Origin of the sequence: Streptomyces flavidovirens DSM 40150 (assembly GCF_000429085.1) — a bacterium.
Taxonomy (GTDB): domain Bacteria; phylum Actinomycetota; class Actinomycetes; order Streptomycetales; family Streptomycetaceae; genus Streptomyces; species Streptomyces flavidovirens.
This window is the reverse complement of sequence record NZ_AUBE01000012.1, coordinates 56,984-73,422: the sequence shown is the minus strand read 5'-3', so window position 1 is coordinate 73,422 and position 16,439 is coordinate 56,984. Positions and strand designations below refer to the sequence as shown.

Annotated in this window: 9 protein-coding genes and 3 pseudogenes; 4 read left to right on the top strand and 8 right to left on the bottom strand. The window is 68.7% G+C overall.

The features are described 5' to 3' along the window. The first annotated feature begins 129 nt into the window (after positions 1-129). Entirely contained in the window at positions 130-3,360 is a 3,231-nt protein-coding gene (locus tag G412_RS0118020) for a DEAD/DEAH box helicase (protein ID WP_244283089.1), read from the top strand. A gap of 606 nt (positions 3,361-3,966) precedes the next feature. On the opposite strand, the gene G412_RS39190 is transcribed toward G412_RS0118020, so the two are convergent. Together G412_RS39190 and G412_RS0118010 are read right to left on the bottom strand one after the other, a co-directional pair. Next, positions 3,967-4,242, bottom strand: coding sequence for a hypothetical protein (locus tag G412_RS39190; RefSeq protein WP_157839127.1), 276 nt, complete (start codon positions 4,240-4,242; stop codon positions 3,967-3,969). Positions 4,243-4,861: 619 nt separating this feature from the next. Then, positions 4,862-5,413, bottom strand: a complete 552-nt coding sequence (locus G412_RS0118010) for a DinB family protein (protein ID WP_028813295.1) — start codon at positions 5,411-5,413, stop codon at positions 4,862-4,864. Between the two features lie 830 nt (positions 5,414-6,243). Between G412_RS0118010 and G412_RS0118000 the strand changes: the two genes are divergently transcribed. From G412_RS0118000 to G412_RS0117990, 3 genes are all read left to right on the top strand, one after another. Then, positions 6,244-6,924 carry a DUF4142 domain-containing protein gene (locus tag G412_RS0118000; protein ID WP_244283083.1) on the top strand — a complete coding sequence of 227 codons (681 nt, stop codon included), beginning with the start codon at positions 6,244-6,246 and terminating at the stop codon, positions 6,922-6,924. Between the two features lie 3 nt (positions 6,925-6,927). Then, complete coding sequence (locus G412_RS35015) at positions 6,928-7,551, top strand: class F sortase (RefSeq protein ID WP_157839126.1); 624 nt, start codon at positions 6,928-6,930, stop codon at positions 7,549-7,551. A 512-nt stretch (positions 7,552-8,063) separates the two neighbouring features. Next, a complete protein-coding gene (locus tag G412_RS0117990) occupies positions 8,064-8,786 on the top strand; it encodes a dienelactone hydrolase family protein (protein WP_037649137.1) in 723 nt (240 codons plus the stop codon). On the opposite strand, the pseudogene G412_RS41635 reads toward G412_RS0117990, so the two are convergent. The 6 genes and pseudogenes from G412_RS41635 to G412_RS0117960 all read right to left on the bottom strand — a co-directional run bounded on the left by G412_RS41635 (position 8,787) and on the right by G412_RS0117960 (position 16,397). Further along, positions 8,787-9,804 (bottom strand): annotated as a pseudogene (locus tag G412_RS41635) (IS5 family transposase). It abuts the gene before it with no gap. A 432-nt stretch (positions 9,805-10,236) separates the two neighbouring features. Beyond that, positions 10,237-11,013, bottom strand: a pseudogene (locus G412_RS40995) (DUF6192 family protein). A 600-nt stretch (positions 11,014-11,613) separates the two neighbouring features. Beyond that, complete coding sequence (locus G412_RS0117975) at positions 11,614-12,438, bottom strand: MerR family transcriptional regulator (protein WP_028813291.1); 825 nt, start codon at positions 12,436-12,438, stop codon at positions 11,614-11,616. Positions 12,439-13,198: 760 nt separating this feature from the next. Beyond that, positions 13,199-13,551: pseudogene (locus G412_RS35000) on the bottom strand (lamin tail domain-containing protein); the annotation flags it as partial. Positions 13,552-13,896: 345 nt separating this feature from the next. Next, positions 13,897-14,961 carry a DUF1152 domain-containing protein gene (locus G412_RS34995; RefSeq protein WP_051338440.1) on the bottom strand — a complete coding sequence of 355 codons (1,065 nt, stop codon included), beginning with the start codon at positions 14,959-14,961 and terminating at the stop codon, positions 13,897-13,899. Continuing rightward, positions 14,958-16,397 carry a coproporphyrinogen-III oxidase family protein gene (locus G412_RS0117960; protein ID WP_028813290.1) on the bottom strand — a complete coding sequence of 480 codons (1,440 nt, stop codon included), beginning with the start codon at positions 16,395-16,397 and terminating at the stop codon, positions 14,958-14,960. Before G412_RS0117960 ends, G412_RS34995 begins: the two co-directional genes overlap by 4 nt. Between the last annotated feature and the right edge of the window lie 42 nt (positions 16,398-16,439).

Here is a 16,439-nt window from a genome sequence, read left to right as displayed (position 1 = left end):
ATCAAACCGAGCCGCATGCTAGCGACCGCGACCGCGTGCGTGCTCCAGCAAACGGTGGACGGGGATCGCCTGTTCGACTTTGTCGTAGCCGATGGAATGTTAGTGGGGTTGGCTGGCAGGGTTGAGGGTGTGCGTGAGTCCAAGGAAGAGACGGTCCCGGTCACGGTCGGGGAGCTTGTCCGGCAACGATGGGGGACCGTCCTCGACGAGGAGGACGTCTTGGCCCGTTTCCGGGAACCGGGATGGTCCTACCAGGAACAGGTGCTCCGCTCGTGCCCCGCCTGCGAGACACCGCTGCATTCGCTGCGCCGCCCGTACGAGTCAGCGGGTCGTCAGTATCGCTATGTCGCCGTGGTCTGTCCGGCCTGCCCGCGCGCATACACCCTCGCTGACCTGGGCGTGAAGACCTACGACAAGCTAACAACCCTTCCCGGCGCCCGTGCCGCCGTGACCGCTCCGGCGATGTCCACGCCACCGAGGCGCGCCACCTCCACCCCGGCCGTGCTCCCCAAGCCGGCGGCAGGCCTTCTCCTGGGCCCCCGCACGTCAGGCCCCGGCGTGACAGTGACCGCGATCGGATCCGTCCCGCCTGGCACATCTCCCACCAGTCAGCCCGCTCCCGTCTGGCCGCCCGACCTCCCCCTCCCCGCGGAGACCGAGAAGCGTGCCCTGTTGTGGTGCAAGGTGACCGACCCCGGATGGCGGCCGTCCAAGCAAGCCCTGACCGCAGCCGAGGACATCCGCGCTATCACCCCCGCAGAACCGGAATTCGACCCGCTGCGTGCCTTCCTCACCGACCACGGTGGCCGGGTCCGCCGCGCCGGGCACTGGGTTGAGGCTGAGCAGATCAGCACGGTCGGCGACCTGGGCAACCCCACTGACCTGACCACCCGTCCCCTCAATGCCGGCGCGCCGGCGGCAGGCCCGGCCGCGTATGCCGCCCGCGACGCCTTCGCCGCGCAGTGGGACGCCCTGGCCGACCTGCCCTCGAACGAGATGGCCACCTACGTTCCCGTCACCAGCCTTGTCCCTGCAGACTGGCAGCGACTGCTGCCGCACCCCGCCTTCAACCCCGTCCAGGCTGCGGCCATCCCGGCCATCCTGGAAAACAACGAGCACACAGTCATCGTCGCTCCCACCGGCGCGGGCAAGACCGCCATCGGCATGGTCGCAGCCCTCCAGACCCACACCCGTGGCCGCAAAGCGGCCTGGCTCGTACCCCAGCGCTCCCTGACCGACGAACTCGACCGCGACCTCGAGACCTGGCGCAGTGCCGGCCGCACTGTCGTACGCCTGACCGGTGAGTACGCCGTCGACGCCGAGCTCATCCGCACCGCGGACCTGTGGGTGGCGACCACTGAGAAGTTCGAGGCGATCAGTCGCACCGGCTCCCTGCGAGCCGCGCTGGCCGAGGTGGGCTGCCTCATCGTCGACGAGATCCACCTGCTGGGCGACCCCACTCGCGGCCCTGTACTTGAAGCACTCCTCGCCCGGGTCCGCGAAGACAGCACCCAGGTCCGGATCGTCGGTCTGTCCGCCACGGTCGCCAACGCCGAGCAGGTCGCCGACTGGCTCGGCGCCCGCCTCATCCGCTCGCCGTGGCGCCCCACACGCCTGACCTGGCAACTGCCCGTACTGCCCGAAGCGGCCGACAACCCGGATTGGAAAACCCGCGCCCAGATCCGCACCGCGCACACCGTACGTCTCGCGCGCGGGTTCACTGAGACCCACGGCAGCGTCCTGGTCTTCTGCGGCAGCAAACGAGGCGTACGTGCTACCGCTCTCGCCCTGGCGGCCGACCGCGGCGTGCCGGCCAAGGGCGCCGACGCCGACGACAGCGAACTCGTCGAGCGCCTGTGCACCCGCGCCGGAGTACGCCTCCACTACCGCGACTGGCCCTACAAACGCGAGGCCGAACAAGCCTTCCGCACCCGTCAGGCCGACATCCTGGTCGCGACCTCAACCGTCGCGGCCGGCGTCAACCTCCCCGCCAGGGCTGTCATCGTCCGCGACACCCAGGTTGGCATGGACCGCATCGAGGTCTCGATGGTCCAGCAGATGTTCGGCCGGGCCGGCCGGGTCGGAGCCGGTGAACGCGAGGGCTTTGCCTACCTGCTGACCGGCCCGGCCCAGCGTGCTGAATGGCAGGCCCGCCTTGCCGCCGGATACACCGTCACCTCACGCATCCGAGATCACCTGCCCGACCACGTCCTGGCCGAGGCCGTCCAGGGACGGCTGGCCGACCTGGACCAGGCCGAGACCTGGTGGACCAAGACCTTCGCCCACCACCAGGGACACCACCACCTCGACCCTCTCCATGACGCCCTCGACTTCCTCCACGACGCCGGATACCTCCACCGCACCCCCGACCCCGGCGGCAACGACCGGCTGACCATCACCGAGACCGGAAAACTCACCAGCCGCTTCATGGTCGAATCCGACGTCGCCACCACCCTCACCGACGTCCTGCGCCTCCTCCCCGCCCCCGACAACCCCGACGACGCCGAGGACACCCTCATCACCCTGCTCAGCACCCGCCTGCCCGTTCTCGAACAGGCCCCGTTCACCGACCGTGCCAAAACCGCTCTCTACCAGGTCCTGCGCACAGGCGGACACACCGACGCCCCCGACACCCCGCGCACCCCGCAAGACGAGCAAGAGGACAAACCCGCTGCCGGCGACCTCGCCCGCGCCGTACTGCTCCTGGTGGCCAACAGTCCCAAGGCGTTCCGCACCCGCAGCAGTTACATCCTGGGCATCCCCGTCGACTCCATGGCCCAGATCCTCGACGAAGCCCGCCGCTACCTCGCCTGGCTCGCTGCCCAGGGCCAACTCGGCACCATCCACCCCTGGGCCGCCGTCGTGGCAGCCGACTTGACCCAGCGCATCCGCTGGCGCACCCTCGGCCCCCGCCGTGGCTCCGGCCGCCTGCTGTGGATGTGCGAACGCATGGCCACCCCCGCCCACGCCCACCACCTCGTCCCCCTCATGTGGCGCGCCGCCCGGCAGCGCGGCATCGATGCCCCCGACTGGCCCGGCACCACACCGCCCAGCACCTGCCGCCTCCACCCCGACGACTACCGCGCACTGCTCGCCACCCGCACCACCGGAATCGACCTCGACCACCACCCCGACAGCATTCGCATCCGCGCACCACGCGGTACCCAGGTCCACCTGTGGACCGACCCCATGGTCGCCCGTCACACCAGCGACGGCACCACCACCGACCTTCCCTACCCGCTGCCCGGCCCCGGCTCAGCCACCTCCGGACACAACCGCGGGGGAGCGGTGTTCACACGTGGCGACCACCTCGGCATCGGCTGGCTGTCCGCCTACAACGCCATCGGCCCCCGCAAATAACGCGCCCGGCGGTCACCGGGGCGCGGCACACCGCCGACGCCGGGTGCGCCGGGCAGCCACGCCCCGGCCCTCGTCGCGAGGAGGAGGCCGGAGAGACGCGGGACCATCGATCCGATGCGCTGGACCAGTGACGCAAGGCGAGTCCTCCGCCGCTTGAACTGACCCCGAGGCCCGCGGCGTTGCGACTGGCCACGCCAGACACGCGGACTGCTGTTGCGACGGTGTCGCCGCTCTGAGCAGGGGCGGGCGAGATGCTGATCCGGCCAATGGAACCTCGCCCCACCATGCGGTACACGCTGATGTCATCCCAGCCCCCGTGCCTGCTGGTACAGCTCACCCACGATCTGGTGCCACTCCACTGCCTGGCTCCGCGCCTCGAACCACTTGTCTGCAGGTTTGCCGCTGTCACTCCACCCCTTCGCCTCCGCCGCAAGCGAAGCCAGTCCCCGGCGATCTCCCGATTCCCCGAAAGTCCACCGGCCGCGGGCGGGCGCTGTCGTGCACCTGATGCGCCGCACGGTAATAGGCGACGAGCGCCTCGGTCAGACGGCGCGTCGCCGACCGACGCGCTGCGTCTGCTGGTGGCGGTCGCCGTCACCGGACCGTTCACCGGCCGCTGCCCCGCTCAACTACAACCAATCCGCGGTGTCCCGGCGCATCGCGGCGCTGGAGCAGCCGGGAGGGGGGCCGGCCCGCCACGGCGTACGCCTGAACCCGGCCGGACGCACCCTGCACCGGCACGCCGTAGAGGTGCTCGAACGCCTGGCACGAGCCGAGTGGGAGCTCACCGCCTTGCACACCGGCCAAGGGCGGCTCGGTGCGGGTCGGCACCTTCGCCACGGCGAACATCTCGCTGCTGCCCACGGCGCTGCGCGCGTTCACACACCCAGGCCCAGGGTGGAGACCGTACGGCCGAAGGCCCGACCAGCACGTTGATGCAACGCCCGACGGACCGGAATATCCGCCCTCGCCGTCGTCAGCGACTACCCGCCCGGTCTGACGCCCGCCGACGGTGTCACGACGACCGTGCTGCTGAAGGATGCACCCTTGGTCGCACTCCGGGGCGGACATCCGCTGGCGGACACCGCTACGGTAGAGCTGCGTCAACTGCGCGAGGAGGTCTGCCTCCAGAGCACTCCCGCGACCAGCCCCACGACGCTCGCCGACGCCTGGGCCCGCGCGGGCTTCTGGCCCAGAAGACGATCAGGATCGCGGAGTGGGCGGGAAAGTTCGCTAGCCTTCGCCGGCCTGGCCTGGGCATCGATCCGGTCCCGTCGCTCACCGCCGAGCCCTACCCGCCGTACCCGCCGAACTCGCCCTGTGCCGGATCGGCGGTCGTCGTGGCCGGGGAAGAGGGCTGCTTCGAGTCTCTCCTGGTCCGCTGACGGTCGGCACCGGTGTCGCGGGAGACCATCGACGTCGGTGCCGTACGCCACAAGCACTTGAGCTGGTCGGCTTCCTACCGCACACCAGCGACCTTCGGCCGCGCTCTCCCCGGCTCTCACAGCCCTATCGCTCCATCAATCCGCTCCCGAAGCAGGTCGGCGTGCCCGTTGTGCCGCGCGTACTCCTCGACCATGTGGATGACCACCCAGCGCAGTGACACCGTCCCGCGCCACGCGTCGTGGCCCTCGATGTCGAGGTCGGGTGCCTCGGTGACGAAGCGGTCGGCGAACTCCACCTCCGAACGCCACGCCTCCCACGCCGCCGCGATGACCGCGGGGTCGGACACCGCACCGTCGAAGTCCCCGTCAGGGGCCGCACTCGACGAGAAGAGGGGCGCTGCATCTTGTCCAGCCAGCACCTGCCGGAACCAGCGCCGCTCTACATCCGCGAGGTGCCGGATCAGACCGAGCAGGGAAAGCGTGGACGGCTCCACGGCCCGCCGGGACAACTGCCCGTCCAGGCCGGTGCACTTCAGCTGCAGAGTCGCACGCTGTCCCTGCAGAAAGCCGACGAGCATCTGCCGCTCGTCACCGGTGGCAGGGCCGCTGAACCGAGGATCGTCGTCGTTCCCGGTGAAAAGTTCGACTCGTCTAGTCAAGTTCGCCATTCCGTCATCATCCACCACACAGGACCTGTGTGCTGTGGCGGTTCAAGGTGATGTCGGCGCTGTCGAGGAGCTGGGGCAGCGTCAGCTGGTATGCCTCAGCGAGGCGTTGTGAGGCCGTGTCTCCTGGACGGAAGGGGCGTGGAGGGTCACCCAGAGGCTCGGACAGCGATACATGCCGGGCGCCCGCGGCTGGTTCAAGGTCCGCTGTCGTGAGACCACCGAAGCGATCGTCGGAGGCGTCACCGGCACGCTGAGCCGACCGCAGCTGCTCGTCCTTGGACGGTACGGCGAACAAGGCCAGCTGCGCCCGGTCGGCCGCACCACACCGCTGAAGCCGGACACCGCCCGCCAGCTCACCGACACCCTCACCGCCGCCGGCTCCGACCATCCATGGACGGAGTACGGTTCACGACCACATGGGGCAGCTGTGAACCCCTCAGTCCGATCCTGGTCGTCCCTGAGCTGGTGGCCGAAGTCAGCGCGGACGCCGCGATCGACCGAGGCGCGGGGAGACACCCGCTGCGCTTGGTCAGGCTGCGTCTGGACGCCACTGTGGCCTACGTGCCTACGTGCCTACGTGCCGACGTCCGGGGAAGGGGCACAGCCCTCCAGCGGTTGACTCCCCGTAACCCGCGATGGCCGCGCAGAGGGTTGTCCTTCGCCGGACACCCGCCATGTCGGCCATTGGTGTGAATTCAAGGCTGCACCTGTGGATGTTCGGCGTGTTTGCGGGATGGATGCTGCCGGGCGCTGTATCGAGCGCGCCCATTCCATGGAGCGGTCTGGCGGCCGATGACGCGCTGCCTGCCGCAAGGAAGGGAGCAGTTTCCATGCGCATACGACTGGCGCCTGTCGCCGCAGCCGTGATGTTCCTGTCGAGCATAGGTGTGACGCCCGCGCTCGCGGCCACCGTGAGTGCCCAGGACACGATGTTCGTCAAGGCGGCCCACCAAGGCAATCTGGCGGAGATCGCCGCAGGCGAGGACGCTCAGAAGCACGCGACCACCGAGTGTGTGGAGAAGGTCGGCCGGGTGCTGGTGCGTGACCACACCAAGCTGGACACGGATGTAAAGATGCTGGCGGGCAAGCTGCGCATCACGCTGCCCGGCTCCCCGACCGCCGAGCAGGAAAAGCAGTTGGCCGCCGTTCGGGCCAAGGCCGGTACGCCCGCTTACGACGCGGCGTGGCTGAAGGCACAGGAGGCCGCGCACACCGCGACCTTGGCACTCATCGACCGAGAGCTGTCAGCAGGGCAGAATGCCGAGGTCAAGGCCGCTGCTCGCAGTGCGCGACCTGTGGTGGCGATGCACCTCGACATGGTCCGGGGCGGTGTCTGCCACGCGGGCAAGGACGCGAGCAAGGTCCATGCCGGTACCGGTGGACAACTGGCCGCCGACGACGGCTCACTGTCCCTGGCGGGCGTAGCCAGTCTGGCCGGTGGTGGACTTCTGGCCACCTGCGGGGCGGTCTGGGTCCTGCGCAACCGGCGCCGTTCCGCCGACCAGCCGTAGGCCGTGTCAGGACGCCGGCTCGCCGCCGGGGCGGTGGCGGCGAGCGGTCTGGGCGCCATGGCAGCCGGGTGGGTGATGATCAGCGGCCCGCAGCTCTCCCTCAGGGATGCGGGCCCGCTGCCTCCCGTTCAGGGCACGGTGGCAGGTGGCCTTGCGCTGGCCTCACCACCCCAGAGCATCCGGGGACCGGGGCGGTTCAAGGCCCACGTTGTGCCGGTCGCAGCGACGGTCGACGGGGTGCTGGCCGTGCCCGAAGAGCCTGACGTCGGCGGATGGTGGGCTTTGGGCGCGGCTCCCGGTGCCTCACGCGGAACCGTTCTGGTCGCCGGGCACGTCGACACCAGGGAAAGCGGGCTGGGAACGTTCGCCCTGCTGCACGACCTGCCGCTCGGCGCCCGCGTGGTGCTGACCGGCGCCGACGGTCGGGCCTACGCCTACCGCATCACGGCGCGCCGCACCTACCGACAGGACGCCTTGCCCGCCGACCTGTTCAACCGTGACGGCGCCCCCAGACTGGCCCTGATCACCTGCGCCGGACGGTACGACCAAGCGGCCGGCCGGTACCTCGAAAACCTCGTCCTCTACGGGAAGCCCACGGCAAAGGACCGGCTCCGAGCAGTGCACTGAACCCGATCCCACCCACACCTTGCCAATGTCTCGATATGGGGCAATTGATCAAGCGGACCTCATGGTGACGCCGCCCCGTGTGGATACCCGGCGGGTGGAGAGAGCAGCCTTGTTCGTCACGGGGCTGAACGGACCGCCATGCTCATTCGGGGGTCCCGGTTAGCCACCCCGAGCTGATCACCCGGAGCCACTTCCATTGTGGCTTCGGCTCCTGGGAGAGACGCAGAGGGCTGGGCACCTCCAGCAACTAACCTCGCTCGTACGCGTCTTCGGCTTGTCGTCCTCGGCTGCGGGCTCGATCCTGAGGACCGGATCACGCATTTACTGCTGCGCTCGTCCTCTCGAAGCCACTTCTTGAGTAGCTGTGCCAGAACCGACGGTCTGTAACGCTCTGTGAGATCGGGATGCCACTAGGGGAGTTGACACAATCCTCGTGCAGCCGCGACGGACCACCTTCTGCCGACGGTGAACACCGGCCCGACCTGGCTGGATGGTCACTACGGTCCAGCCTCATGACGATCACAACACGTACGGTCGAATACCCGGCCGATGCTCTCGCGATGGTCGGGCACCTCGCGCTCCCTGCCGGCGATGAGCGTCGGCCCGCAGTCCTGATCGGGCCTGAGGGGACGGGGCTCAGCGACGTCGAGCGCCGCCGAGCCGATGCCCTGGCTGAGCTGGGATACGTGGCGCTGGCCTTTGACCTCCACGGCGGGCGCTATTTGGACAACCCCGAGGAGATGCTGGCCCGTTGCATGCCGCTGCTCGCAGACCCCGACCGTATGCGGGGCATTGGCCATGCTGCACTTGATGTGCTGCGCGCCGAACCACGGACGAACCTCGACCGGGTCGCCGCAATCGGCTACGGCACCGGGGGCGCGATTGTGCTGGAACTCGGGCGCGATGGAGTCGACTTGCGCGCGATCGGTACGGTCAACGCACTGACCACGGGCCGACCGGGCGAGGCGGCACGCATTCGCTGCCCCGTATGGGCGGGGGTCGGATCGGAAGACCCGATCATGCCGCCCGCGCAACGGGAAGCGTTCACCGCCGAGATGCGGGACGCGGGCGTCGACTGGCGTTGCGTGGTCTACGGCGGGGCCCTGCATGCCTTCCACCACCCACCGGTCAACCACACCACACCCCCGGGCGTCGGCTACCACCCACGACACGCACAGCGAGCCTGGCGCGACATCGTCGATCTGCTCGCCGAATGCCTGCCCGTAACGGAGTGATCAGATCGGCTCCTGGCGCTTGGAGGGGGCGGTCGGTGCGATCCCGCCGACCGGACCGGTGGGCGCGTAGCCCCAGGTCAGCGCAAGACAGCAGGGGCCAGCCGGATCGTCTGGGGCTGCATCCGGAGGCGGATCGGCGTGGGTTTGGGGGTGGCTGTTTTCACCGGCTCGGGGAGGTGCGGCGTGGTGCGTGGCGGTCGGGGAGGGCGGGTGAGGCGGCGGGCCATGAGGGTGATGGTGGTCCAGGTGATGTGGGCTTCGCTGTGCGAGATGAGCCGTTCGTAGCCCCGGACGTTTCTGCGGGCTCGCATGACCCACGAGATGGCCCGTTCCACGCGCCACCGTTTCGCGAGCACGGCGAAGCCGGCCTGGTCCTTGCGGGGCACCGTTTTGAGGGTCAGGCCCAGAAATGAGCGGGCCCAGTCGACGAGGGGGCCGCCGTAGGCGGAATCCGCCCACACGACGGTGACCTCGGGGTGCGTGAGGCGGAGACGGAAGAGCAGGTCACGGGCAGGGACGCTGTCGTACGGGGAGGCTTCGGCGACCATCACCGTCAGGGGCATGCCTCGCATGTCAACGGCCAGATGCCGTTTCCTTCCATTGATCATCTTGTGGCCGTCGAAGCGCGGGAGTCCTTGCCGACCGTCTCGGCCCCCTTGACGGACTGGGAGTCCAGGATCACCGCGACGGTGCGGGGGTTGAGGCCGCCATGGACGCGGACTTGTTCATACAGCTCGGCGTGGATGCGGGCCAGGTCCCCGCTGGCCCGCCAGCGCTGAAAGAATCCGTAGACAGTGCGCCAGGGGATGCCGAAGTCGACGGGCACGGACCTCCACTTCACACCGTTGTCGTTGACGTAGCGGATGGCGTCGACGACGTTGCGTCTCGGGTGTTTCTCCGGGCGTCCGCCCGTGGGCTGGGTGCAGGCCAGCGGTGGCAGCAGAGGCTCCAGGACGGCCCATTCGGCGTCCGTCATGTCGCTGGGGCAGTGCCGTTCCCTCGCGGCCGGTTGCCCCATGTCCGGGCTGGTCATGGCCGTTCCATGCGGGTGAGGACTTCGAGGGTGGCTCTGATCCCTCCGAGCTGTTCCAGGACCAGGCGGGCCACTTGTCCTTCGGGGCGCGTTTGGTGTGCGGGGCGACGATCCCGGTGATGAAGTTCGTCATCCGGTGCAACTCGGCCTCGAGGACCGCCCGCTCGTAAGCGATCCAGACTCCGGGGTCCTCCGAGAGCTGGAAGCCGTCCCGGCGGTTGTGCGTCACGGGCGGCAGCCCTTCCTTGACCGCGACCCTGCGCAGGAACGTAATCCCAGTCCAGACCTGCGCGGGGGACCGCTGGGTGGCCTTGGCCAGCTGCTTCCCGTGCAGTCCGTCAGGCCGTGCCTCTTGCAGGGCCTTGCGTACCGCTTCGGCATGAACATGAGCGGGCAGCCCCGCCCGCCGCTTCATGACTACTGGCCCCGCAGCAGCTTGGCCAGAGCCTCGTCCAGGTCCACCTTGCCGGTCGAGACCGCCCTCTCGATCCAGTCAGCAGTCGCCCTGATCTTCTCCAAATGCCGTAACACCGCGAGAGTTGCGACTCGGAGAACTCCCGTCCGCGCAGCCCGCACCAGCTGGCTCGCCCCGGCCCACTGGCAGACTCCGATCAAGTCCGTGAACTCCATCGCCCGGTGGAAACCCCGCACGATCGTCACGGGATCAACGACCCCCTCCTCCACTTCCGCAGCGTCGCTTTCGTCCCACCAGTCCTCCCCCTCACCGTCTTCGACAAGTCCGGCCTGGTCGAACTGAGCCTGACTGACCAGCTCACGGGCCTGCGGGTCTCGCATCGCCCTAAAAGCCACCTGCGGACGGTGCAGCAGGTCACATGCCACCAGGGCCGCCACCTGCTCGTCCTGCGCGAGATCCTGGATCACCTCGGCCTTCTCCGCCACCGACACGGGCGTCGCGGTCGGCCAGCCCGCCGCCCGCTTCGCGGCGTCCCCGCTCTACCGGGACTCCCCTGTCCGCTCGTCGACCGGCGGATGCTGGATCAGCTCGTACGCATCCGGCGCCGACGCCAGAATCCGGTGGACCTCGAAGGAGACACCGTCCTGGCGCTGGTCCTTCGGCCACCGTGCGGCCACCCACCGATACGTTCGCACCGTATGGAACGACAGCCCTATCGCCTCGGCGAACAAGCGTAACAGGCCATCCACTCCGGGCTGGTCCTCTTCACCGAGCGACATGTTCCCGCCGTGCGTACGCAACGGCGCGATCTCCAACGCAATGTCCGCCAGCGTGAACTGGCACCCCGTCATCACCCGGACCAGCCGAACCGACTGGTCCACCAGATCATCGAAACGCTCACACGGCACACGGCCGATCCCCTGGGCCACGGTGAACACTCCCCGGACGGACCCAAAAGGGCCGGCACTTCACCGGCCGCAGAAGCCCCGGCCTGCATTTGCCTGACAGGCTCCGCCGCTCAACTCAAGGTCACCACAAACGACCGGAAATACCCCGCTTCGCGTGCGAACCATCCTGCTCCTGCCCGAACACAGCCCCGTCCCCGACACCATTCGAACAACTCTGCCACCAATCGCAGAACGTCACAGATCACCGGATCTGACACAGGCACTGATGCGTACCCAGGCGCTTGTGAGGGTCGTCCATCAGCGGCGTGTCCTTCACGGTGTCGGCCCTTGGCGAGTACGCCGGGCCGTTCATTTGTCGCCGGTCGCAGATGGTAGGCGCGGCTGTTGCCGGTTGGGCGGCTGGCCTGGGTGGTGTTGGCCCTGACCAGCCCCCCGGCGGGGGCATGACCCCGCCGGGCATCCCCTACCCGCTCAGTGGGCCAGGGGGACGGCGATGTCGCAGGCCGGGTCGGTCGGGGCGGTCTCGGACCAGTCCGCGAAGTAGATCTCGCGGGGTGCAGCTGACGTGGTGCGGGCCTCGCTCTGTGCCCAGGCGTAGACCGCGTCGTACGCGGAGAGGATGTGCGGGTAGGCCACCTGTGCCTTGGTGACGCGGGTGTATGCCTCCGCATGGGCCGGTTCGGTACGACTGGCGACCGGGAACTCGGCCGCGCGCGCCGGGTCTACCGGGACGCAGACCTCCACGGGACCGTCACTGTCCTCGTTCACCTCTCCGTGATAGACGACGAACGGATGGCCGAAGAACCCTCCGTTCGCGTGGGCCACCGCGGCCAGCCGGCCCAGGGCCGCATCGATCCAGTCGGGAAGCTCCTGTGGTGTGACGTGCCGCTGCTCCGTGAGCACCAGCTGCTCCGGCACCTCGCGCTGCCCAATCTCGTACATGTCCAGGTTCCCTTCGTCTCCGAGCAGATGGGTATGGAGGTGCGCCGCCAACTCGCGCTTCGCGGCGTGGCGGCGCTCGACACCGTCCCAGTACGCAGCCACCAGCCGGGCCGCCTCTGGGGCCGGCACGGCGAGAACGGCGCCGACCTCAGCCAGCGGCATGTCCAACCCGCGTAAACGCACGATCAGCCGGGCCGCGCCGAGCCGGCTCTCCCGGTAGTACCGGTAGCCGGTGCTGGGATCGACATGGTCAGGCGGCAGCAGACCCTGGCGGTCGTACAGCCGCAGGGCCTTGTGCGACAAACGCGCCCGACGGGCGAACGCGCCGATGCTGAGCAGTGCCTCTTCCTCCATGCCCACTACGCTCCTGTCTTCCCCAGGGGCAAGGTCAACCAGGCAATCTACGCACGCCCCGGCCGGTGTCCGGCCCGCTGCTGTCGGGGCGCTCGGGCGAGTTGTGAAAGCCGCAGAAGCCGGCGGATCTCAAGAGCCGCCTCGGCTGACCCGGCCGGGGCGCGCTCGGGCCCTGCTGGTTACCCCGGCCGACCGGGCGGCACGGCACTGCGGCAGTCGCGGCGCGGCTCGCTGATCCGGCTGGCACTTCCGCGACTGCAAGGTCGCCGGCGAGCGGATCGCGACTGCGGCTCCCGGCATGACGACCAGGGTCCTGGGCCCGAGCATCGTCGTCGGGCACAGCATCACCAGGGAGCTGGTGGGCGGGCGTTCCGGACTCTACGGATTCCTGAACGCGCTTGCCCGGCTGCGCCGTGCGGTGGACCGCTCTGGGGCCATGGGCGGCGGGATCCCTCCGCTGACAGTGCGCACGGCGTGGAATGCGCCGCTCAAGGGTCGACCACCCTCTCGTCGCCTTCCAGCGGTGCGGTCTTCGGTGAACCCCGTATCGTGCTCGGCGCACCGGGCGGTCTCGCCTTCGCGTCTTTCGGTTCGGCCAGGCGCTGCTGCTCGCCCTGGTACGCGACCGCTGCAAGGACTTTACGGTGACCGGGTCCTATCGAGGCCGGCCCGCAGTGCCCGCTCATGCTTCCCTCGCCCGCCGGGCGACGGAAGCATGAGCGGGTGCGGGTTAGTGGAGGTGATGTAGCCGTTGCCGCTCTCTGCTCTCGGAGCGGATGTCCGCGCGGCTGCCGGAGGGCTTGTAGGGGTAGAGGTTGTCGCGGTCGTTGTTCCACATGAAGTTGCAGTTGTCGCGGTAGACGACGTTGTCGGAGTCGGAGTCGGTGCCATTGCCGCCTCGCAGCTTCACGTAGTCGCCGGGCCGCAGGAAGTGGTTGGCCGTGAACGCGAAACGGTTGCCGGCCGCGTCCTTGACGACGTAACCCTTCAGGTTCACGGTCGCGGACGAGACGCGTAGTTCTTGACCGTCAGATACTCCTCGTGGGTGTCACCCGTCGAGCAGCGGTTGGAGTCCCGGCCCGGTGCGTCGTACTGGATGCCGCGGACCTTCAACGGGGAGGACTATTCACCTGCACGCGGTGGTGCCACCGGAGGAGCAAGATGAGCCCATAGGCCGAACGCGCCTTGGGGCTGCGTGACTCGGGGCTCGACCCGGTACCGCGGCCGAGCCCCGAGTAGGCCATGCCCACTTTCCACTCACTCACCACACGAGTGCCCACCAGGCACCGGCTGAAACGGGCATTTTGCGAGGCTACAGGCAGTAGAGCGTAGCTGAGCGGGGCCCGGTCCGTTCGGTTGCCGTAAGTGCGGAGGGCTCCTTGTGCAGGTCCCGCGCCTCAACGCCGTGTCGTGGCCAACAGCATCACACCATGGATGCCGGGCCCTTCGGGGTGCAGCTCAGGCGAGCTGGAGCAGTGGGGTGTCGGCGTCGAGGATGTTTCGCAGGGCTGGGATGTCCGTCCAGGCGAGGCCGAGGGTGCGGGCGGCGTACCGGAGCGTGACGTGGTCGGCTCCGTCGGCCGCTTCGCGGAGGGTCTTCATGGCCTCGTCCTGGTTGAGGAAGTCGATCCTCCCGGCGGGCGGGTGATGGGGTGTCCGGTTGTGTTCGGGTGCCAGCCCGTGAATGCCCGTGAGCCGGTGAGAGAGGTCGGCTGCCGCCTCCAGGGATGCTGGGCGCTCGTCGATGAGGGCTTGTGCGACCGGGTTGTGGCCGACGGCTTCCTGAAGCGGCAGGTGGTACAGCCGTGGGGAGACATCGGTGAGATGGATAGTGTCGCGGGCAGCGCGAACGGCGCCGCGGGCGCCGTGGATGGCGGCGGCCCACAGTGCGGATGCCTCGGAGGGGTGCCATGCCAGTGCGGGGGCGGCTGCTGAGGCTGCTCCCCGGCTGGGTGTGAGGGGGTGGTGCTGGTGGTGTCCGGTGAGGCGTTCCAGAAGGAGTTGTTCGCCGATTTCTCCGTCGAGGCCGGGGCCCGCGATGTAGACGGTGGTGGGGATGCCGGTGAGGTGACAGGCGGCGAGCGTGTAAGCATCCCCGAACGGGCTGCACAGCATGGGCTCGTTGCCGTGGGTGAGGATGTCGCCGCCGATGTCTACGATGCGGATCCGGCCACCTGCGGCTTTGGCCATGGAGCCGATCTGCCGTGACAGGGAGGAGAGCCCATGGGTGGGGTCGAGCAGCAGCAGCCTGGCAGGCAGATCCCTGGCGAGGCCGGGCATGGTGGATCCGGCCGGTAAGCGGGCTCGGGTGGCCGACGTGAATGCCGCGGCGCCGCCGGCTTCGCGGGCGAGCCCGGCGAAGTCCACTGTCCCGAGGGGCCTGTGGGTGGGGTCGACTTCGGGTCGTTCCCATGCGTACGTGGCGATCCGCGGCGGGGCCGGATTGACGGAGATGGTGCGGGCGGCCATGAGGGTACCGATCGGGTCTCCTCCTCCGCCCGCCGCGATGTAAAGGCCGGTCATGCGGCTCCCTCGCGCAGGTCGATTCCGGTGATGCGCACGGGGGTTGCTCCCATGGTCTTCTGGGCGCGCCTGTTCGCCGCGTGGAGGTTTTCGTAGTACTCGCGGTCGAGGTCCTTGACGGACTCGGAGTAGAACATCCAGGACAGGACGTCGCGGTATTTGAAGCCCTTGGGGGTGAGCTGGATGCGGCGGCCGAGGCGGTGGATGAGGCCGTTGACCTCGGCCGCGTCGAGGATGGGTTCGAACTCGGCCGCGTGCTGCTGGTAGCTGAAGCGGTCGAGTTCTGTGAGGTCGAGGTCGAACGAGTCGAGGACGAGGCGCTTGCGGACGATTTCCTCGCCGGTCAGTTCGAAGCCGGTGACGGGGGCGAGCTCGTGGTTCCTGGCCCTCTTGATGTAGTCGGCGACCTCCGCCGCTGAGGGCTTCACGCCGCCGGTCATGTAGTCGAGCACGCTGGTATAGGAGCGGGCGCCGACGCCGAGGCCGAGCAGGGGGACGCCGTGGAAGGTGAGTACCTTCTGGACGTAGCCGCCGCGGCCGGGCCTCTTGTAGCGGACGGAACCTTCCTGGACGTAGCCGTGATCGAGGAAGACCTGGCGGGCGTAGTCGTAGCGGTCGTACAACTCGGGCTGCCACATGTACTGGTAGGCGCCGGTCTTGGAGAACCAGGCGTCCGGCCGCACGGTCAGGAAGTAGGTGCTGATGGTGGTGGGCTGGAGTTTGGCCAGTTCGTCCACGCTGTGGCGCCAGGTTTCCGGGGTCTGTCCGGCGAAGCCCATGATCAGGTCGGTGGACAGGTCCGGCAGTCCGAGTTCGTGTGCGGTGTGGATGGCGCGGCGGATGACGCCTTCGTCCTCACCGCCGCGGCCGGCTTCGCGGATCTCTCGGGGTACGAGGGACTGGATGCCGACGTTGGCACGGGTGAGGCCCATGTCGATGAGGGCCTTGAACTCGCCGGGTTCGTCAGCGATGGAGGACGGTGTGGCTTCGACGGCGACTTCTTCGACCGTGGAGCGCCAGTTGGGGTAGATGTCGGCGATAGTGGTGAAGATCTGCTCGAAGTGACGGGGCTTGAGCAGGGCGGGGGTGCCGCCGCCTATGTAGATGGTGCGCAGGCGCCGGGCCTGGATGATCTCGGCGTGATCTCGGATCTGTGTGCACAGGGCGTCGGTGTAGGCGTCGAAGACATCCTGGTCGGTGCTGATGATGGTGTAGAGGTTGCAGAAGCCGCATTTGCGGTCGCAGAAGGGGACGTGCAGGTAGAGGTTGAGTTCGGGGACCTGGTAGTTGGCGAGGTCCATGGCCCACACGTCGGGGATGCTCCACTTGCCCTCCGGGAGGGGGCGGTAGGTGGAGCGAGGCGGGTAGGAGTACTGGTAGGGCGGGACGACGCCCTGGTCAATGTAGTCGGCGAGCTGTTGGTTCAGGCTGGTCACGATGCTGCTTCCCCGTTCGGGTCGCGGATGCTGTTTACCTGG